This is a genomic window from Brevundimonas sp. EU05-FHT14B07, from assembly GCF_058790795.1.
In genome coordinates this window covers 200284-220311 of sequence record NZ_JBYTCZ010000005.1, presented here as the reverse complement: position 1 = coordinate 220311, position 20028 = coordinate 200284, and the positions used below count along the sequence as shown (strand labels likewise).

The 20028-nt window shown below is 65.7% G+C and carries 18 protein-coding genes; 8 read left to right on the top strand and 10 right to left on the bottom strand.

The features are described 5' to 3' along the window. The first annotated feature begins 152 nt into the window (after nt 1-152). From queC to AC3WRC_RS13410, 3 genes are read left to right on the top strand one after another with little or no spacing between them, the layout of a single operon-like run. A complete protein-coding gene (queC, locus tag AC3WRC_RS13420; RefSeq protein ID WP_492304165.1) occupies nt 153-884 on the top strand; it encodes a 7-cyano-7-deazaguanine synthase QueC in 732 nt (243 codons plus the stop codon). Continuing rightward, nucleotides 881-1516 (top strand): 7-carboxy-7-deazaguanine synthase, encoded by a 636-nt coding sequence (gene queE, locus AC3WRC_RS13415; protein ID WP_284877981.1) that lies wholly within the window; start codon nt 881-883, stop codon nt 1514-1516. Before queC ends, queE begins: the two co-directional genes overlap by 4 nt. Beyond that, a complete protein-coding gene (locus AC3WRC_RS13410) occupies nt 1516-1884 on the top strand; it encodes a 6-pyruvoyl trahydropterin synthase family protein (RefSeq protein ID WP_492304164.1) in 369 nt (122 codons plus the stop codon). The genes queE and AC3WRC_RS13410 overlap by 1 nt, the downstream gene beginning before the upstream one ends. Before the next feature lies 1 nt (nt 1885). Here the strand turns inward: AC3WRC_RS13410 and AC3WRC_RS13405 are convergent, their stop codons facing one another. Together AC3WRC_RS13405 and AC3WRC_RS13400 are read right to left on the bottom strand one after the other, a co-directional pair. Continuing rightward, nucleotides 1886-2164 carry a hypothetical protein gene (locus tag AC3WRC_RS13405; RefSeq protein ID WP_492304163.1) on the bottom strand — a complete coding sequence of 93 codons (279 nt, stop codon included), beginning with the start codon at nt 2162-2164 and terminating at the stop codon, nt 1886-1888. A 56-nt stretch (nt 2165-2220) separates the two neighbouring features. Next, nucleotides 2221-3069: a thioesterase family protein gene (locus AC3WRC_RS13400; RefSeq protein ID WP_492304162.1), complete on the bottom strand. Its 849-nt coding sequence runs from the start codon at nt 3067-3069 to the stop codon at nt 2221-2223. 180 nt (nt 3070-3249) lie between these two features. On the opposite strand from AC3WRC_RS13400, the gene AC3WRC_RS13395 reads away from it, so the two are divergent. From AC3WRC_RS13395 to AC3WRC_RS13385, 3 genes are all read left to right on the top strand, one after another. Next, on the top strand, nt 3250-3738 hold the full coding sequence (locus tag AC3WRC_RS13395; RefSeq protein WP_017504587.1) for a winged helix-turn-helix transcriptional regulator: 489 nt from the start codon (nt 3250-3252) through the stop codon (nt 3736-3738). Between the two features lie 49 nt (nt 3739-3787). Continuing rightward, nucleotides 3788-4489, top strand: a complete 702-nt coding sequence (locus AC3WRC_RS13390; protein ID WP_066623132.1) for a helix-turn-helix transcriptional regulator — start codon at nt 3788-3790, stop codon at nt 4487-4489. Between the two features lie 61 nt (nt 4490-4550). Next, a complete protein-coding gene (locus tag AC3WRC_RS13385; protein ID WP_492304161.1) occupies nt 4551-4901 on the top strand; it encodes a VOC family protein in 351 nt (116 codons plus the stop codon). Nucleotides 4902-4907: 6 nt separating this feature from the next. Here the strand turns inward: AC3WRC_RS13385 and AC3WRC_RS13380 are convergent, their stop codons facing one another. The 8 genes from AC3WRC_RS13380 to AC3WRC_RS13345 form a co-directional block, all read right to left on the bottom strand. Beyond that, nucleotides 4908-5600, bottom strand: coding sequence for a response regulator (locus AC3WRC_RS13380; RefSeq protein ID WP_492304160.1), 693 nt, complete (start codon nt 5598-5600; stop codon nt 4908-4910). A 164-nt stretch (nt 5601-5764) separates the two neighbouring features. Continuing rightward, complete coding sequence (locus AC3WRC_RS13375; RefSeq protein ID WP_492304159.1) at nt 5765-8098, bottom strand: TonB-dependent receptor; 2334 nt, start codon at nt 8096-8098, stop codon at nt 5765-5767. A 195-nt stretch (nt 8099-8293) separates the two neighbouring features. Next, on the bottom strand, nt 8294-10219 hold the full coding sequence (locus tag AC3WRC_RS13370; RefSeq protein WP_492304158.1) for a S9 family peptidase: 1926 nt from the start codon (nt 10217-10219) through the stop codon (nt 8294-8296). An 85-nt stretch (nt 10220-10304) separates the two neighbouring features. Continuing rightward, on the bottom strand, nt 10305-11507 hold the full coding sequence (gene mnmA / locus AC3WRC_RS13365; RefSeq protein WP_492304157.1) for a tRNA 2-thiouridine(34) synthase MnmA: 1203 nt from the start codon (nt 11505-11507) through the stop codon (nt 10305-10307). A 100-nt stretch (nt 11508-11607) separates the two neighbouring features. Further along, nucleotides 11608-11892 (bottom strand): CtrA inhibitor SciP, encoded by a 285-nt coding sequence (gene sciP / locus AC3WRC_RS13360; RefSeq protein WP_026108337.1) that lies wholly within the window; start codon nt 11890-11892, stop codon nt 11608-11610. A 172-nt stretch (nt 11893-12064) separates the two neighbouring features. Continuing rightward, nucleotides 12065-13822 carry a flagellar hook protein FlgE gene (gene flgE, locus AC3WRC_RS13355; RefSeq protein ID WP_055754753.1) on the bottom strand — a complete coding sequence of 586 codons (1758 nt, stop codon included), beginning with the start codon at nt 13820-13822 and terminating at the stop codon, nt 12065-12067. Between the two features lie 48 nt (nt 13823-13870). Then, the gene (locus AC3WRC_RS13350) at nt 13871-14599 is read right to left on the bottom strand and encodes a flagellar hook assembly protein FlgD (protein ID WP_492304156.1); all 729 of its coding nucleotides are present in this window, start codon (nt 14597-14599) and stop codon (nt 13871-13873) included. 4 nt (nt 14600-14603) lie between these two features. Beyond that, nucleotides 14604-16514 (bottom strand): flagellar hook-length control protein FliK, encoded by a 1911-nt coding sequence (locus AC3WRC_RS13345; RefSeq protein WP_492304155.1) that lies wholly within the window; start codon nt 16512-16514, stop codon nt 14604-14606. A 389-nt stretch (nt 16515-16903) separates the two neighbouring features. On the opposite strand from AC3WRC_RS13345, the gene flgK reads away from it, so the two are divergent. Together flgK and AC3WRC_RS13335 are read left to right on the top strand one after the other, a co-directional pair. Beyond that, a complete protein-coding gene (gene flgK / locus AC3WRC_RS13340; protein ID WP_492304154.1) occupies nt 16904-19021 on the top strand; it encodes a flagellar hook-associated protein FlgK in 2118 nt (705 codons plus the stop codon). Continuing rightward, nucleotides 19018-19983, top strand: a complete 966-nt coding sequence (locus tag AC3WRC_RS13335) for a flagellin (RefSeq protein WP_017504599.1) — start codon at nt 19018-19020, stop codon at nt 19981-19983. The genes flgK and AC3WRC_RS13335 overlap by 4 nt, the downstream gene beginning before the upstream one ends. Nucleotides 19984-20028 lie beyond the last annotated feature (45 nt).

Below are 20028 nucleotides of genomic sequence, written 5' to 3'. Positions count from 1 at the left end.
TCGCTTGCGGATTAGTTAAGCGGCGTCATCCAAGACGCAAATCCGCCTTTTTTGCTCAAGGGTTGGGTCTGGTGTATGAGGCCCGCCCGACCCATCTGGGTCTCCATCTCTTTGTGCATGCGCGCGGCTAAACGGCCGACCGCAGATTCGTCATGAGCGTCATCCTGGAAAAGACCTCCCCCACCGCTAGCAAGACGGCCCTGGTTCTGTTCTCCGGCGGGCAGGACAGCGCGACATGCCTGGCCTGGGCGCTGGAGCGGTTCGAGCGGGTGGAGACGGTCGGGTTCGACTATGGCCAGCGCCATCTGGTGGAGATGCAGGCGCGTCAGGCGGTGCGCGACGGAATGAAGGCGGCCCTGCCGCAGTGGGCCGATCGCCTGGGCGATGACCATGTGGTGGACCTGACCGGATACGGCCGGATCGCCGAGAGCGCCCTGACCGCCGACCGCAAGATCGAAATGGACGCGCGGGGCCTGCCGACCACGTTCGTGCCGGGTCGCAATCTGATCTTCTTGGTCGCAGCGGCGGCGCTGGCGGATCGGCGAGGGCTGGAAGTCCTGGTCGGCGGCATGTGCGAGACGGACTACTCGGGTTATCCGGACTGTCGTCACGAGACGATGGAGGCGATGGCGCAGGCGCTGTCGCTGGGGCTGGATAAGCCGGTCGTCATCGACACGCCCCTGATGTGGTTGGCCAAGGCCCAAACCTGGGACCTTGCGGACAGGATCGGCGGCGACAGGCTGATCGATCTGATCATCGAGGATAGCCATACCTGCTATCTGGGCGACCGGACGCATCGGCACGCCTGGGGCTATGGCTGCGGGTCTTGCCCGGCCTGCGAACTGCGCGCGGCCGGCTATGACGAATGGGCGTCGGGGCGATGACCTATTCGGCCAAGGAAGTGTTCCTGACGGTTCAGGGCGAGGGCGGACAGGCGGGGCGGCCGGCGGTCTTCCTGCGATTCGCCGGCTGCAATCTGTGGAGCGGGCGCGAGCAGGATCGGGCCAGCGCCGTCTGTACCTTCTGCGACACCGACTTTGTGGGCGTCGACGGCGACGGAGGCGGCAAGTTCGCCACGCCGGACCTGCTGGCCAATCACGTCGCGGCGATGTGGCGCGGGCGCGAAGGTGATCCGAAACTGGTGGTCTGCACCGGCGGAGAGCCCTTGCTGCAACTAGATGCGCCGCTGATCGACGCGCTGCATGCGCGCGGTTTCGAGATCGCCATCGAATCGAACGGCACCATCGCAGCGCCGGACGGCGTCGACTGGATCTGCATCAGTCCCAAGGCCGATGCGGATGTGGTGCAGACGCGCGGGGCCGAGCTGAAACTGGTCTTTCCCCAGCCCAAGGCCATGCCGGATCGGTTCGAGCATCTGGATTTCGAACGGTTCTGGCTTCAGCCGATGGACGGTCCGGACCAAGTGCAAAACACCGCCGCCGCCATCGAATACTGCCTGACCCACCCGCAGTGGCGCCTGAGCGTCCAGACCCACAAATACATCGGCGTCCGCTAATGCCTGTCTTCGAGATCACCAAACAGGCGACGTTCGACGCCGCCCACCACTTCCCGAACGAGCCCGAGGGCAGCATCTATCGCCGTGTCCACGGCCATTCGTTCACGGTCGAAGCGACGGTGCGGTCCGAGGTGCTGGATGTCGAACACGGCTGGGTCGCGGACCTGGGCGCGCTGGACCGGGCGCTGAAGGCGGCGGCCGAGACGCTGGATCACGGCATGCTGAACGAGCACGAGGGACTGGAGCTGCCCAGTCTGGAAAACCTGTGCCTGTGGTTCGCCGAGACGCTGAAACCCGAATGGCCGGGCCTGTGCCGAATTCAGGTGGCGAGGCCGACGATCAACGAGCGGTGCGTTCTAAGTCTCTGATCTAGCAGCGTTTGCCCTGACGCTGGTGCTGTTCGCATCGGCGTTGTTCGCGTTCATAGTCGCGCTGTTCACGCTCGCGACGCAGTTTGGTTTCCTCGTCCGAGGTGGTGACGGCGTCGAAGCCGGCGCCGACGACAGCGCCAGTGGCTTTCGCCGTCCCGCCGACGACCGCAGCGGTCCCGCCGACGACGGCGCCGACAAGGCAGCCCTGCAGCATCAGACAACCGCCCAGCACAACGACGACTTGGGATACGGAAAAGAGGCGATTTCGACGACGCATGGGCGACACTCCAGAGATTTGGAATAGTCGTCGATAATGATGAATGAGGGCTGACTTCAGGCGGGACGTTGCGGCAGCAGCTTGCGGCGTTGGCGCGACAGGGCCAGCGGCGTTCCATCAGCGCCCCAGGCGATCGCCTCGTCCACCGTCCAGCCCAGGCCGAGGTCCAGCATCCTGAACTCGAAGAAGGCCCAGCCGTCCGGCGCGGTCTGTAGCGTTGGATCGGTCAGGATGTCGATGCGCAGATCGACGGTGGTCATGGCGGCTGGCGTCTTGGATGCGGTCCAGGCGGGCGGATACAGCGCGTCCAGCAGGTAGCACAGGCCCACCTCATCCAAGGGCCGGCCGTCGGCCATCCGCATCCAGGTGCGTTCGATCACCGGCTTGCCTTCATTGCCGCCCAGGATGTTGGGGCCGCCGTCGAAGCGATATTCGACGTGCTGGGCGAAGTGCGGCGACATCGGCCCGCGTATCGTGGCCTTCGGGTCCAGCCTGTCCAGCGGCGGCGGTGACGCGTGCAACGGCGTCAGCGGAGGCGGCGCGGCGTCGAGACCATAGGTACCGGTGGCGTGGTGGGTCATGCGGCCGTCCTGCTCGGCCTCGACCGCGGCATACAGAACGTTGCGGCCGCCGCGCAGCAGGCGAGGGCGAAAGGCGACCTGTTCACCGAACCTGGCCGCCGACAGATATTGGACCGACAGCGTCCGAAGAGGCGCGGTCAGCGCCAGTCCCTGTCGCATCGACTGAGCGCACAGGGCCGCCAGCAGCCCGCCGAACGGAAAACCCTTCTCCGGCGCCATGCTCGATGGGCCATTCGAGAAATGACCCGGCACGGGCGCGGACAGACCGCCGTCGTCGAGGATCTGGAACGTAAGGGCGGCGTCGAGGGAAATGAGCGGCGTCATTGCGCAATCCTGCGTCAGGCGAAGAAGCGGCGGAAGACCTGATGACGATCTCCCGCCGAAGTCCAAGGAACAAGGCGGCGAACCGGGAAGCTCGCACGTCCGTTGCGAAACAAGACTGACTTAGAGCGTTCGGATTTGCAACCCTTGCCAAATGCCTGACGCGGCGTCACTTTCGCGCCTATGGGACGCACCGCCGACTACAGCCGCCAAAGCTGCTCCATCGCCGCCACGCTCGAGGTGATCGGCGATCCGTGGACCCTGCTGGTCATTCGCGACGCCTTCAACGGGGTCAGCCGGTTCGAACAGTGGCAAGACAATCTCGGCGTGGCGCGCAACGTCCTGGCCGCCCGGCTCAAAAGCTTGGTCCAGCATGGCGTGCTGGAGCCGCGCCTGTATTCCGAACGCCCGCCGCGCAACGAATATGTCCTGACCGCCAAGGGCAAGGATCTGTACGGCGTTCTGGTGACCTTGCACGGCTGGGGCAACAAGCACGTCTATGGCGACGCCGACAGCGGCATCGACATGGTCCACAAGACCTGCGGCCATTCTCTGACCCCGCGCATCGCGTGCGGCTGCTGCGGCGAAATCGTCAAACCCAGAGATATCGCCCTGACCCGCGCGGAGAACCGGCCGACAGTCGGCGATGTGATGCCCAAGGAAGCGGCCTAGGCCCATTCCTGCTGACGCTTTCTGGCAGTAGGGCTGCTAGGATCGCAAGGTGTCACGCTCCGAACGCCTTCTCGATCTGTTGAATGTGCTGCGGCGGCATCGTCGGCCGGTGAGCGGGCAGGTGTTGGCCGAGGAGATGGGCGTCAGTCTGCGGACGCTTTACCGCGACATCGCCAGCCTGCAGGCGCAAGGGGCGACGATCGAAGGGGAGGCGGGGGTCGGCTATGTTCTGAAGCCGGGCTTCATGCTGCCGCCGCTGATGTTCACGCCGGAAGAGATCGAGGCCCTGGTGCTGGGGTCGCGTTGGGTGGCGGATCGCGCCGATCCGCGCATGCGCGATGCGGCGCTGGCGGCGCTGGGACGGATTTCGGCGGTGTTGCCGCCCGACCTGCGCGACGAGATGGACACATCGGCCCTGCTGGTCGTGCCAGGCGAGCCGTTCCCGGCGGATCGCGTCGATCCGGCCTTGCTCAGGAAAGCGATCCGCACCGAGCGGCGGCTGAAGCTGTGTTACCGCGACGAGGCGGGGTCGGCGTCGGAGCGTGTCGTCTGGCCGTTCGCCCTGGCCTTCTTCGACCGGGTGCGATTGCTGATCGCGTGGTGCGAACTGCGCGGTGATTTCCGCAGTTTCCGCACCGATCGCATCGTCGAGGCGGAGGTAATGGAGGCGCGCTATCCGACGCGTCGCCAGGCGCTGATGAAGACCTGGCGCGAGGCGCATGAAAGATCGAGATCGGGCGACGGCTGCTGACGGAAACTGGCAGCAGCGAAGGCTAGGGTTCGAAGTGTTGGAAACACAAGGGGCCGGGCTGATGAGCGAGATCGAGGACATTCTTCTGGCCGTCGCGGATCCGGAAATCAGCGCGCGCTTCTATGCCAACCTGCTTGGTTGTCGGCCGGTGATGGCGGGACCGGACCGCGCCTTGTTCAAGCTGACGTCGGGGCGGGCGCTGGGGCTGCTGCGGCGTGCCGGCGATCGGCGCGAGGTATGCGAAGTCGAATTTCCGCTAGAGGGCGCCGAGGCGGTGGATCAGGCGCATATCGACTGGTGGGATCGCGGGGCGCGCATTCTGACGCCGCCCACGAACGCTACGCCGGTCCGCAGCTTCGTGGCGGGCGATCCGGACGGCCATCGGCTGAGGGTCTATGCCATAGCGGCGTAAGGGGAATCAAACCTCGGCTTCGAGCCGGTATCCGACGCCGCGTACATTGGTCAGCAGTCCGGCGGCGTCGGCGGCGTCCAGCTTGCGGCGCAGGTGGCTGACGTGGCTGTCGATCGTGCGCTCCAGAACCGCCTGATTGGGGAAGCAGGCCTGCATGATCTCGCTGCGGCTGAAAACGCGAAGGGGCGTGCGGGCCATGTGAGCCAAGATGCGGAACTCGGTCAGGGTCAGGTCCAGACGACGCTTGCCCGAAGGCGTCAGGATCGCGGCCAGATAGTTTTCCAGCTGCACCTCCAGCGGACCGACGCGCAGGGTCTTGGCGGTCCGGCCGCCGCTACCGGTGCGTCGCAGGATGGTCTGGATGGAGGCCGTGACCTCGGCCGGTTTGAACGGCTTGGCGATATAGTCGTCCGCCCCGATCCGCAGCGCCTGCAGCTTGTCTGTGGCTTCGTCCCGGTCGCCAACCATGATGACGGGCGTCTCGCCGCGCCGACGCAGTTCGCCCAGCACATCCCAGCCGTCGCGCACGGGCAGGCGGACGCTGAGCAGGGCGAGATCGGGCTTGAGCGATGCATGCAGGTCGGCCGCCTGCTGGCCGTCGGCGGCGACGACAGTACGAAAGCCGTCCCGACGCAGGGCCGCGTCCAGGATTTCGACGCCCTCGGCGGCGTCATCGGCGATCAGGATCAGGGGGCTCATGGCGTCTCCGAAAGCCGCCATCGCGCCAGATCGTCGCGTCGTCCAGCAAAACCGGACGGCGTCGGTGAAGTTTCATATCGCCGTCGCAAAGCCTTCACGCAGACGAAGAAAAACCCCCTCCCGCCAAGGCGGAAGGGGGCCAGTCGGTCGTTCGGGAGGAACGTTTAGTAGGAGGCGCGCAGCTCGATGCCGAAGGTGCGCGGGTTGTTGAAGTTGCCGTAGTCGCCCAGGGTGTTCCGGTTCGACGGGTCGCGGCGGTAGACGTAGGTTTCGTTCAGCAGGTTGCGCGACCACAGGGCCACTTCCAGCAGCGGACCGCCGTCGCGGGTCGTGATGTCGGCGATGGCGACGCGGGCGTTCACGACGAAGGACGAGTCGGCCTTGATCGCGAACTGCTCGAAGCTGTGGGCCGCATCGGCGTAGTTGGCGTCGATGTGCGCCTTCAGGGTCGCGCCCATGAAGGGCGAGTTCCAGTCGGCGGCGACGCTGCCGGCGTTCTCAGGCGTATAGGCGATGAAGACCTGCTGCACCTGGCCGTTGAACGGGTTGATCGTGTCCGGAACCTTGGCGTCCGTATAGGCGTAGGAGGCCGACAGGGTCAGGTTGTCGCTCGCCCGGAACTGACCTTCCAGCTCCACGCCCCGGATTTTCGTGGTGCCCGGGGCGTTGATCGTTTCCAGCGTGTTGCGCGTCGAGGCGCCCTGGACGGTAACCAGGCTGAAGTCGATCTGGCTGTCGGTGCGGTCCATGGCGTAGACGGCCGCATTGAAGCGGACGCGGCGGTCGAACAGGTCGCTCTTCAGGCCGATTTCGTAGGCCTTGACCTCTTCGGGATCGAACGAGCGATAGGTCAGCGAGCGCGAGGAGGCGCCGCCGGCGCGGTAACCGGTCGAATACTTGCCGTAGACGTTGATGTTGTTGCTGACGTCATAGGCCAGGGTGACCAGCGGGTCGAAGCGATCGACCTTGGAGCTGAAGGTCAGGTTGGTGGCGGCGTTGTTGACCACCTCCAGCTTGCCGTCCTTGTCGTCCCAGGTGTAGCGGCCGCCGACCGTCAGGTGCAGGGCGTCCATGCTGGCCGGGGTCCAGGTCGCCTGGCCGTAGATGGCCTTGGATTCCGAATGGGCCGTCGAGGCGCGGTCCAGCGAGCGGAAGCCACGGATCGTCGGGGTGGGGTCCAGGATGGTGTAGCCCGTGCCGTCGGCATTCCATTGGTTGGTCGAGGGCGTGGCGGCGTCGTCGGACACCGTTTCCTTGAAGTAGAAGACGCCGCCGACATAGTCGATGCTGTCGCCCAGCGAACCGACGGCCTGCAGTTCCTGGCTGAACTGATGCTGCCAGAAGCCGGCCAGCGAATAGCGGCTGAAGCGGCCGTTCGGGCCGACGACCGGCGGACGGTGGGCGCCGGCGATGTTGTCGTACTGTTCGACGTCCAGATCGCGGTAGGCCGTGATCGAGCGAATTTCAAGCGAGTCGGTCGGGCGATACGACAGGTGCAGGTCCATGCCGCGCGTGTCGTCGACGCTGAACTGCTGAGGCACGCCGATGTCGGCCTGCGTCATGCGGTTGGAGCCCTCGACCTGCACCAGGGGCGACAGGGCGCGGATGCTGCCCGAGGGAACCGTAGCCGAGGTGAACGGCACGACGGTCAGGCCGTTCGGGTTGAAGTTCAGCAGCTGGCTGTAGAACGGGGTGTTCTTGTCCTTGCTGATGTCCGCCGCCAGGGTGGCGGTGAAGTTGTCGGCCGGCGTCCAGCGCGTCTGGAAGCGAAGGCCCCGACGGTCATACTCGCCAAAGCCCGTCTGTCCCGGCAGGATGTTCTCGGTCACCGGACCCTGGACCGAAATGATGCCGTCGACCTTGAAGGCGAAGTCGCCGAGAGCGGGGAAGTCGACGTGCAGTTCGGAGTTGTAGGACTCCAGATTGCCCACGCCGGCGATGGCGCGCATGCCGAACACGCCCGTGGGCTTCTTGGTCACCAGCGACAGGGCACCGCCTTCGGTGTTGCGGCCGAACAGGGTGCCTTGCGGACCCTTCAGGACTTCGACGCGCTCGATGTCGAGCAGGGCGGCGGCCAGGCCATGCTGTCGGGCCAGATAGACGCCGTCGACATAGACGCCGACGCCTTGCTCACGGGCGGGCTGGTTGGCGTCGTTCGGCACGATGCCGCGGATGCCGATGGTCAGGGCGGACTGACGGGCCTCGAAGGTGGCGATGCGCAGGCTGGGGACGCTGCCGTCGGCCAGGTCCATCAGGCTCTGCACGTGGCGATCGGCCAGAGCTTCGGCGTTGACGACCGAGATCGAAATCGGCGTGTCCTGCAGGTTGGTTTCGCGCTTGGTGGCGGTCACGACGATGTCGTCAAGACCGGCCGGCTCGGCGCTGGCGGCCGTCGGCGCGGTCTGGACCGGCGCGGTCTGGGCGAAGGCGGAAACGGGCGCGGCGAGAAGGGCGGTCCCCAGCAGCAGCTGAAGGCGCAGTTTGGTCTGACGATGCATTTTTATCCCCTGCTTAGTCGGGGCGGGGATTACGCCGTCATTGCGATGCGCAGTTTACAGCCGTGCAACAGCCCGGTGCATCTTTGATGTCCGAGGACGCGTCAAATCTTCGATGCAGGTCCACGATAACTCCACATCGTCTCCACAATCGAACAGACGGAGCACGTCGGGTAACGCGCTCCGTCCTCGTGAAAGCTATTTCCTCACGTATTTGTCGAGGAAGGTCAGATAGGCGTCCTGGGCTGTGATGCGGTTGTCGCGGCGGGTGAAGCCGTGCCCTTCGTTCGGGAAGACGACATAGTCGACCGGCACGCCGTTGGCGCGGACGGCGGCGACCAGTTCGTCGCTTTCGACCTTCAGCACGCGCGGGTCGTTCTCGCCCTGCACGACCAAGAGGGGCTTGTTGATCCCTTCGGTGTGGAACAGGGGCGAGATGCGGCGGTGGCGCTCGGCGTCGGTGGCTGGATCACCCATCTCGTCATAAAGGGCGATGCGCTGGGCGCCCCACCAGGGCGGAATGGACTCAAGCGTCCGAACCCAATTGGTCACGCCGAAGATGTCCACCCCCGCTGCAAAGGCGTCGGGATGGAAGGCGAGGGCGGCGGCGGTGATGTATCCGCCATAGGATCCGCCCATCACTGCGACCTGATCGTCGGCGACCCAGTCCTGCTGTCTCAACCATTCGCCGCCGGCGACGATGTCGCGCAGATCGGCCTCGCCGTGTTTCTTGTCGTCCCGGTGGAAGAAGGTCTTGCCGTAGCCCGAGCTTCCCCGGTTGTTGGCGCCCAGAACGGCATAGCCGTGGTTCACCAGATGCTGGACCATGGCCGAATAGCCGCGCCGGGTCTGGCCCCCAGGCCCGCCGTGGACCAGGACGATGGCCGGGGCGGGATTAGCGGCGGATGCGCCCTTGGGCTTGTACAGCACAGCGGGGATCATGACGCCGCCCTCGCCGGGGTATCGGACGATGGTGGCCTCGACGAGCGCGTTTTCGTCGATTGCGGGGTTCAGGGCGTGTGTCAGACGCTTCGCCTCGCCGGTCATCAGGTCGGCGACGAAGACGTCGGCCGGCGATGTGTCGGACGAGACGGTGAAGGCGACGGTCTTCTCGTCCTCGCTAAACCGGACATTGCCGATATCGCCGTCAGGCAGGCCGGTCAGGGCGACAGGCTGACTGGTCGTCGCGTCCAGCAGGGTCAGTTCGGTCTTGGCGTCGGCGTTCAGGCCGGAGACGCGGTATCGGCCGCTCGGCGAATAGAAGACGAAGCTGACATCCCAATCCGCCTGGATAAGCGGCGTGTTCGCCCCGCTCGCCAGATCGTGGCGGATGGCCTGCTGGAACTCGCCGTTCTGGTCCGTGCCGATCAGCACGGCCTTGGAGTCCGGCGTGAAGTCGAAGGCGGTGTAGGCGACATTCCCCTCATGCGGGGTCAGCAGCTTGGGCTCGCCCGGTGCAGTCAGATCGACCAGATAAAGGTCGTTGTTGGCGCTGGTCAGCGCCTTGTCCAGCACCAGCCACCGGCCATCCGGCGACAGGGCGGCAGGTGAGAAACCGCCGGTGTTCTCGAACACCGTCCGATGCGCATAGGTGGTCGCATCATAGGCGATGACATCGAAGGCCGAGGCGTCGCGTGCGTTCGAAGTGACGAAGAACGTCTTGCCGTCCTGGCTCCAGCTCAGGAAGTCGGCCTTGACCTTGTCGCCAGGCGTCAGGTCGGTGATCGCGCCGTCCGGCGTCCGCACGAACAGATGGCTCAGCTCGTCGCCGCCGCCGTCCTGGGTGAAAAGGATGCGTGCGTCGGAGGGGAAATAGCTGACGGGATTGACCGCGCTCGTGGTCGAATTGGTCAGCGGGATCGGATCGCCGCCGGCGACGGGCAGGGCGTAGGCATTGAAGACCCCCGTCTTGTCCGACCGGATCAGCACGGACTTGCCGTCCGGCGAGAACGCCTTGGCCCCGCCATAGCCCAGACCATATGAGACGGTGTCGAAAAACTGGGCCGCCGTATAGGTCGGCGTCGCCGGGCTTGTCGCCGCGGGCGCGGCGGCCTGCGCCATTGCTGCGGCGGGAAGGGCGGCCATTAGGGCCAGTACGGATACCAGGCAGGCGGTGGTGCGCATCGGAGCCTCTCGTCGGTGGGATGACCGTAGGAGGCGACAGAACACCACGTCGGATGCAAACTGTCTTCGATTTAATGGATCGTCGTTAGACGACGACCGCTGTCGTGTCGCGGATGAAGCCGCCGCCCAGGACGCGTTCGGTGTCCACGGGATGATACAGGGCGCAAGCCTGGCCGGGGGCCACGCCTTCCTCGCCTTCGTCGAAGACGATGCGGATGTCGCCGTCGATCATCGCGAGGCGCGCTGGCGAGGGCTGGCGCGTCGAGCGGACGCGGGCCAGGACGGGGATGTTGGTCTCGGCCGCCTCGACGATGGTGGCCTCGTCGCCCAGCCAGTTGGTTTCTTCCAAAGTCAGAGAGGCGGTCAGCAGGGCTTCACGCGGGCCGACGATGACGCGACGGGTTTCGGGCTCCAGCCTGGTCACGAACAGCGGTTCGCCCACGGCAACGTTCAAGCCGCGGCGCTGCCCGATCGTGTAGTCCGTGATGCCCGCATGCTGTCCCAGCACACGGCCGTCCATATGCACGATCTCACCGGCCTCACGCCCTTGCGGACGCAGGCGGTCGATCAGGGTGCGATAGTCGCCGGAAGGCACGAAACAGATGTCCTGGCTGTCCGGCTTGGCGGCGATATTCAGACCCAGTTCGGCGGCGACGCCGCGCACCTGTGGCTTTTCCAAATCGGCCAGGGGGAAGCGCAGATAGTCCAACTGGTCCTGGGTCGTGGCGAACAGGAAGTAGGATTGGTCGCGCGAGTGGTCGATCGCCTTGCGCATCTGCGAGCGGTTGCCGGCGACGGCGCGGCGGACGTAGTGACCCGTCGCCATCGCCTCGGCGCCCAGGTCGCGGGCCACGTCCAGCAGGTCGCGGAACTTGACGGTCTGATTACAGCGGATGCAGGGGACCGGCGTCTGGCCCTTCAGGTAGCTGTCGGCGAACTGGTCGATCACCGCATCCTTGAACCGGCTCTCATAGTCCAAGACGTAGTGTGGAATGCCGATCATGTCGGCGGCTAGACGCGCGTCGTGAATGTCCTGACCCGCGCAGCAGGCCCCCTTCTTCTTCAGCGCCGCGCCGTGGTCGTAGAGCTGCAGCGTCACGCCGACGACGTCATAGCCGGCCTTGTGCAGCAGGGCCGCGACAACGGTGGAATCCACACCGCCTGACATGGCGGCCACCACGCGCGCGCCGACCGGCAGGCCGACCGCCGCCCGCGCGCTCTCGATCGCCGCATCCATGTCGGTGCGGGCGATGTCGGGAACGGGGCAGAAATCTTCGACCAAGCTCATCGCGGCCATTTAGTGCGGAACCGGTGCGATTTCGAGGCCCGCAAACGAAAAGGGCCGCACCCGTCGCCGGATGCGGCCCTGAACGTCTTCGGGGAAACCCTCAGGAACGGTAGCTCTGGATCCGCGTCGTGCGCAAACCCTGCATGCCCCATTTGTCGATGGCCTTTTGCCAGGCCAGGAACTCTTCGGCCGTCAGGCGATATTTCGCCAAGGCGTCGTCGAGGCTGAGCAGGCCGCCGCGAACGGCGGCGACGACCTCGGCCTTGCGCCGGATCACCCACCGGTCCGTGTTGGACGGCGGCAGGTCGTTGAGGGTCAGGGGCGTGCCAGTCGGTCCGACCACGTATTGTTCGCCTTTGCTATTAAGGCGTCGCTCTTGCAACATGGGCTTATGCCTCTTTCACCAACACCGTAGTGTCATGAAGGTAGGCGTCCCCGACTAAGGTCCGTTTAAGCGTCGTGGTGAAGGAACGGATAACTTCCGCCCCTCCCTGAACGACTCTGTAAACCTTGCTTGCGCGACGATTCATCGAGACTAACGCTTACTTACTCGCCGATCAGCGTTTGATGTTGATCAGCTCGGCCAGCATTTCATCGGCCGTGGTGATGATTTTGGACGAGGCGGAATAGGCGCGCTGGGTGGTGATCAGGCCGGTGAACTCGGCCGACAGATCGACGGTTGAGGACTCCAGCTGCTTGGCCGCGATCTCGCCCGCGCCGCCCGTTCCCGCCGCCTTCAGGTTAAAGGTGCCCGACTGGAGGCTGACGGCGTAGGCGTTGCCGGACACTTCACGCAGGCTGTCGGGGCTGGGGAAGGTGGCGACCGCGACCTGGGCGATGCGGCGCATGACGCCGTTGTCGAAGATGGCGGTGACGAAGCCGCCTTCGTCGATCTTGATCTCGCTCAGATTGCCGAACGCCGTGCCGTTGGTGACCGTTGATTGTACCACCGAGGCGGTGTTCAGCTGGCTGAGGCCGCCGGCCGAGGTGTTGAGGTCCAGCGTGACGGCTTGGGCGGCGATGCCTAGACCGTCAGCCCAGGCGACCTGACCGGCCGGCATGGTCAGATTGTTGGGATCGGACTTGCCGAAGTCCAGCGTCGCCATGGTCGGATCATCGAACAGACCCGTGCCGGCCGGCCAGGCCTTCATCGTATCGACGTCCAGGCGACCCGACGGCGTGAAGGCGATCTTGCCGGTCTTGATCTGGCCGTTGGCGTAGGGCGCGCCTGCGATCACGTCGCTGGCCGGCACGGACACGATTTCCGCATACCAGATGTTCGGTTCGTCGCTCTTCAGGAAGCGGAGTTCCAGGTTGCGCTGGCCGCCCTTGGAGTCCGAAACCGGGATGTTCATCTTGAAGTCGGGCTTCACGCCGACAGGGTTGTCGTCGTCGGCGTTGTACATCGCCATGGAGTTGACCGACGGGTCGTACTTCGTCTTGGCGACGTTTTCGTTGCCCAGGCCGACGTCCGAAAGGTTGAGCGTATAGGCAGGGCCGCTGGCCGGCGTGAACTGGATCTGGGTCGGCGGCGTGCCGATCGCGGTCGCCGAGCCGGCGTTCGCGCCGTTGATGGTCAGTCCAGTGATGGCGCCGGTGGTCGGGTCGAAGGTCGCCGAGGCGTCGACCTTCTGCGAACCGGACTTGATCACCAGATCGTGGCTGTTGGCGCCGGTGCGGGTGTAGCGGACCGACACGTCGTGGGTCACGGCCGGCGTCGCCGTATCGGACACGCCCTTGTAGGATTGGGCGCTGGCCGCGGAGGACGATTCCTGGCTCGAACGCAGGTTGGCGTTGATCTGGACGCGAGTGGTCGGTTCGGCGGTGCCGCCGACGGACCCGATGTTGATCGAGCGCAGGCGCGACAGGTCGGACGGATCGGTCGAGATTTCGCCGTTGGAGTCGACCGGCCAGCCTTGGAGATACAGGCCGGCGCTGTTCTTCAGATAGCCCTGCTTGTCGACGGTGAAGGCGCCGGCGCGGGTGAACAGGCGGGTGTCGGTCGCGCCGACGTTCTCGGCCTGGGTCGTGGTGACGAAGAAGCCCTGACCGTTGACGGCGAGGTCGGTGCTGGAGGTCGTGCGCTGAAGCTGACCTTCCTGGCTGACGTAGGAGCGGGTGTTGGTGGTCACGCCGCCGGCCGAGTAGCTGCCGCCCGATGCGGTCTGGCTGTTGACCAGGGTCTGGAACTCGCTGGCCGTGCGCTTGTAGCCGACGGTGTTCACGTTGGCGATGTTCTGGGAGATCGCCGCCAGGGCGGCGGAGTTGGCGGCCAGGCCGGACACGCCGGCAAGCATTGCACTGTTGAGGCTCATGGAAGAACGCTCCTTAAATAGAGGTCATCGGGAAGGCGGCGGATCGCATCATGCGGCCGCCTCCTCGGTGGGGACGTTCGGATTCTCCGTATCGTCGGTATCGTTGGCCGCCTGGGCCTTGATCTCGTTCAGCGAGATCACGGTCGAAAGCGGAAGGATGGAGTCGCCGATCACCAGGTATGGCGCGCCGTTGTACATCTCGACGCCGGTGACCCGGCCCTGGATCAGGGCTTGGGCGTCAACCTTGGCGCCGGCAGCGTCGGTAGCGGCGACCTTCAGCGTATAGACGCCGCCGTCCTCTGCCGTGCCGCCGTCCTTCAGCTTGCCGTCCCAGGAGAAGGTGTGCAGGCCGGACTTCTTGTCGGGCGCGGGGCCTTCCCAGACGACGGCGCCCTTGCTGTCGACGACCTGCAGCGTGGCCTTGTCGGCGTCGGCGCCCAGTTCGTAGGCCCACGCAGCCTTGCCGTCGTTGAACTCGGTCGCGGTCCAGGCGGCGGTGACGCTCTTACCGATATAGTTGGCGGCGTTGTCCAGGCCGCCGCCCGCCTGTGCGGCCAAGAGGCTGGTCAGCAGGTCGTTGGTCAGCAGTTGCTGCTCGACGCCGGCCATCTGGGTCAGCTGGGCCGTGAACTGGTTGGAATCCAGCGGCGAGAGCGGGTCCTGGTTCTTCATCTGCGTGGTGAGCAGGGTCAGGAAGGTTTCGAAGTTCGAGGCCAGGGCCTTGGTGCCGCCGGTGACCCGGCCGGCTGCTGCGGTTGTCGTGACGGCGTCGACCATGGGGTCAGACCTTCAGATCGACGCGGTCAGGCGTCTGGGAATGGTTGATCCAGGCGCCGGGCGCCGGGACGATGGGAGTGTCGGCTTGGGCCGCCAGGCGAGAGCCGCCGGCGAACAGGGCGTTGCGTTGCTGTTGGCGCTCGAAGGCGCCGCCGCCTGCGGACGGATCACGTTGCGAGAAGTCGAGCGCATCGCCCGCGACCTGGAACCCGGCGTCCTGAAGCTGGCGACGCAGTTCGTCGGCGCGACCCTTCAGGTCGGCGGCGGCGGCGGGATTGTCGAAGGCCAGGCGAGCGGACAGTTGTCCGTCCTTGCCGATCTCAAGGCTGACATCGACGCGGCCCAAATCTTCGGGCGTCAGCACCATGTCGAACCGGGTCGAACGGCCTTCAAGCTTGCGGGCCATCTGCGCGGCGAGTTGGGCGGTGGTCTCGACGGTGGCGCGTGACAGGGTGGGCAGGCCCTGAGCATGGCTGGACACGGCAGCCTGTTGAGCAGGCTGCGCATCAACCGGCGCGGGGCTTGCTGTAGGGGCTTCGGGCGAGGCCGGCTCCGGTGCGGCGACGCCGGCAATCGCGGGCTCGGCTATCTTAGCGGATGAGGGCGTCGGTTTGGCGGCGACTTCGATCGCGGCGCTAGAAGGGGTGGCGTCTTCGGAGAAGCCCGTCTGAACCGCAGGAACGGCGGTGTCCCCGGTCTGGTCCATCACCGCTTGGAGGCTGCCGCGCAGGGGCGTGGCGGGCTGAAGCGCGGTTTGCAGCTTCGGCGTATCGGTCAATGCTGCCTTTGCCGGCTGATGGGACGCCTCAGCCGTTTCGACTGTCAAAGACGACGCCGCTTCGGATACCGCAGCGACGACCTCGGCGGGGACAATGATCGACGGCTTGGGCGTCGTCGACGTGACGGCGATCTGGACTTGGGCGGTCGAGATCTGAGCGGCCGCAAGGGATTGAGCGATCGGCGACGGTGAGGCCGGCTTGTCGGTGTTGGCGGCAGCAACTTGGATCGTGCTGGCCGCAGCGTCGAAATTCGCAGGCGCCGGCGGCGCTGCGTCGGTCGTACGAGGCGCTGCTTCGCCCTCTACCGTAACGGCAGGCTTGGGCGCGACTGTCGGCTTCGGACCGTCGGTAGTCGTCGTCGGCTGGGCAGGCGTGACCGAGGCCTTGGCGGCTTCGACTTCAGCCGTCTTCGCCGCGGCGGGAGAAGAGGTCGACGCTTCGGTCGTCAGGATTTCGGAGAGTTCGGAAAGGACTGCTTGAGCGGTCGCGGCCGTTAGGGCGGCCTTCGCTTCAAGATCCTGGTTGGCAGGCGCCGGCGCAGTCTTGGCCGCCGGATCAGTTCCAGAACGAGAAGTCGTAGCGACCGTTGTCGTCATCGCCTCGGGCGCAACGAATGCGACTGCCGCAACATCTTTGTGAGCTTGTGGATCGAGAGGGGTCTCTGCTGCGTCCTCGGAAACGGCCGGCGAGCCCGCGACATCGAGCGACTGAGCGACCGGAACGGCCGGCATCGGTTGCGCGGCTGTAAACGGCGTTGCGGCGACAAGGCCAGAGCTATCTTCGTCATTCGCGGTCGTGTCCGTGCCGATCTGCCGCTCGTCGGCAAGGGAAGGCTGAGGTGCGGAGTCTGCGATCTCGCCCGAGATCGTAGGAATGGTATCGGTCGTCGGGGTCGGCGTGTTGGCGTCCGGCTCGGCCGCCATGGGCTGGGCCATGATGACGCCCAGCGACCGAGCGCCCGTCAGGCGGCCGGGCGTCATCCGTTCGACAGGCGCGCCGTGGACGCCCGTGTTCAGCGCGTCGGCGACCTTGCTGGAGAACAGGCCCGCATCGACTGCCTCTGCGCCCAGGGCGGCAGCCGACGTTCCGGTCGAAACCGGAGCGGCAGGCGCGAGCAGGGCGGAAGCGGTGGACATGGAAGCGCGGCGGCTTTCGTAAGGAGCGACGACGGCGCCTGCTGCGCCCAAGAGTTCGCCGCCCTCGACGCAAGGGTCGGGCCAAGAAAATAAGTCAGCAAAAACAATGCAAAGCATAGAGTCGGGGTCTGCGGATTCGAGGCGCGGCGGTCGTTATTGCCGCGCTCTCGCCACTTTTTGCCCGGCTTCGCGGCGCCGCCGATCAGTGACATGCGGGATGCCTGCGCCCGATTGGCCCGACCTTTGCGCGTCTTTCCCATCATGACGACCGCCCGATCAACGATCCTGTGGAAAAACAACGCTTTGTGCGAGCGGGCGTGGCGCGTGGCTGGGCAAGAACTGCGCGTCGCGATGCAGCGGTTGCCGGGTAGGGCGGGAGAGACGCGTCAATGTCGCTGAACTCGATCATGAACATTGCGACGTCGGGGCTGAAGACCGCCCAGTCGCAGTTGCGCGTCACCGCCGACAATATCGCCAACGTCGATACGCCCGGATACATCCGCAAGGTCGCCGATCAGTCGGCCGCCGTCACCAACGGCTACGGTTCGGGTGTCGACGTCACGCGGGTGCGTCTGGCGACAGACCGTTTCCTTCAGGCCGCCAGCCTCAGCGCCGGGTCGGACGCCGCACGCCAGACCGTGCGCTATGAATTGTACGACCAGATCCAGAACCAGTTCGGCGATCCCAGCAGCGACACCAACTTCTTCGCCCAGGTCGACAAGCTGTTCGCCACCTATGCGACACTGGCCGAAAGCCCGACGTCCTCGGCCGGGCGTCAGGATACCATCTACAAGACCCAGGCGATCTTCAATCAGGCCGCCGGCATCGCGTCCCAGATCCAGTCGGCGCGTCAGGAGGCGGACGGCCGGCTGCTGAGCGCGGTCGAAACGGTCAATCCGCTGTTGGAGCAGATCGCCAAGCTGAACAAAACCATCGCCGCCGGCACGGTGACGAACGAGGATGTGACGGGCGCCCAGAACGCCCAGCTCGGCCTGATCAACGAACTGTCCAAATATATGGATGTGAAGGTCGAGGCCCGCTCCAACGGCGGCGTCACCCTGCGCACCAACACAGGCACGACCCTGGTGGGCGAGGGGGCGGCGACGCTGTCGTACCAGGCGGCCGGCACGGTGGACGCCATGACGGCCTTCTCCGACATCATGATCACCGAGCCCAGCGGCACACGCTGGCCACTGTTGGACGGCGTGTCGTCCGGTCAGATCCGGGGTCTGGTCGAGATGCGCGATGTCGATGCGCCGGCGGCCGCCGCGCGCCTGGGTGAGTTGACGGCCAAACTCGCGGACGAACTGAACCGCGCCCACAACGCAAACAGCAGCGTTCCTGCACCGACCGCCTTGACGGGGCGCAACACCGGCCAGTCGTTGGAGAACGCCCTGACCGGCTTCACCGGCGCGACCACCATCTCGACGGTCAATGCGTCGGGCGTGGTGCAGGCCTCGGCCCGGATCGTCTTTTCCGGCGGCACGATGACGATCAACGGCGCCGCCGCGGATCCGACCACCTTCCTCAGCGTGCTGAACGCCCAACTGGGCGGCACGGCGACGGCGAGCTTCTCGGACGGCCAACTGCGCCTGGACGGGGCGGGGGGAAACGGCGTGGCCATCGCCGACGATGCGACGTCGCCCAGCGCCAAGGGCGGGCGTGGATTCTCGCACTGGTTCGGCCTGAACGACTTGGTCGCCACGACGACGCCGACCTTCTACGAGACGGGCCTGACCCTGACGTCTCAGCATGGGTTCGATCCGGGCGAGAGCCTGACCTTGCGCTTTGCCGGCCCGTCCGGCGCGCGTCTTCGCGACATCACCGTGTCGGTGCCGGCCGGGACGGGAACGATGGGCGAGATGCTGGGCGCGCTGAACGATCCCATCACCGGCGTTGGCCGCTATGGCGCCTTCAGCCTGGATGCGGCGGGCAAGCTGTCCTTCAAGGCCTACGACCCGTCTGCGACATCGATGAGCGTCGTGAAGGACAATACGACCCAGGATCCGTCCGGCGTTGCAATGTCGCAACTGTTTGGCCTAGGCGCGACCGGATCGACGCGGGCGGGCGCCTATACGGTGCGCAGCGACATCCAGCAGGACCCCGGAAAGCTGGCCCTGGCGCAACTGAACCTGTCGGCGGCGGCGGGGACGCCGGCGCTGAGCAAGAACGATGGGCGCGGCGGACTGGCGCTGGGGGATGTGGGCAAGACGAACATCACCTTCGCCGCAGCCGGCGGAAATGCCGGCGGGACCAAGACCCTGTCGTCCTATGCGGCGGACTTCGCCGGCGAGATCGGCGGCAAGGCATCGGCCGCCAAGACCCGCAGCGAAACGGCAAGCGCCCTGGCCAAGGAGGCGGACAGCCGCCGCACCTCGGCCGAAGGCGTGAACATGGACGAAGAGCTGGTCAATATGACCACCTTCCAGCAAGCCTATAACGCCTCTGCGCGCCTGATCCAGGCGAGCAAGGACATGTACGACGTACTGATCGGAATCCTGCAATGACGCGCGTCGCGACCCACGGGAACTACCAGTCGGCCTTGCTTAGCCTGATGAACGCGCAAGGCCGCGCGCAGCAGGCGCAGGAGCGGATCGATAGCGAGAAGATCGCCACCGACATGTCCGGCTACGGCCGAGGCGCAGAGCAACTGACCAGCCTGACGTCGACCCAGGCACGGCTGGAGGGCTTCATCTCCACTGGCGAGGCCGTGAAGGCGCGGCTGAGCGCCCAGGATTTGGCCATGAGCCGCATCTACGAAGGCGGTAATGCGGCGCGCGAGGCCATTGCAAATAGCCTGGCCGCCGGGCGGATCGACAATCTGATGGTGGAGCTCGGTCTGAACTATCAGACTGTGCAGGGGGGACTGAATGCGGAACACCAGGGCTCGTACCTGTTTGCGGGCGGCCAGAGCGACATCGCTCCCGCCACAGCCGCGACCATGGCTGATTTGACGGCGGCGCCGTCTACCGCCGCGACCTTCGCCAACGACACCTTGAAGCAGAAGTCGCGCATCGACGAGAAGACCACGGTCGAGACCGGGTTTCTGGCCAGCGAGATCGGCGGGCCGCTGACTGAGGTGTTTCGCAACATTCAGGCCTTCCAGAACGGCACGGCGGTGACCGTCGGCGGCGTGACCTATACGCCAGCCGGCGCGGGCACGCTGACGGGACAGCCCGACGCCAACGTCACCGCGTTTTTGAAGGCGCAGATGGGCGAACTGGACAAGGCGAATGCGGGACTGACGAACCAGACGGCCAAAAACGGTCTGATCCAGAACCACGTCGAGACGGCGCTGGACGCCCAGGAAAATCAGAAGACCGCCCTGCAGAAGATGATGCAGGACAAGTCCGGCTATGATCCGGCACGGGCGATCACCGATCTGCAGATGGCGCAGGTGGCGATCGAGGCTTCGGCCCAGATCATCAACTCGCTGAAGAGCACGTCGCTGCTCAATCTGCTACGTTAAGTCGTCGTTTCAAAAAAGAAAACGGCAACGCTGGACCAAACATCG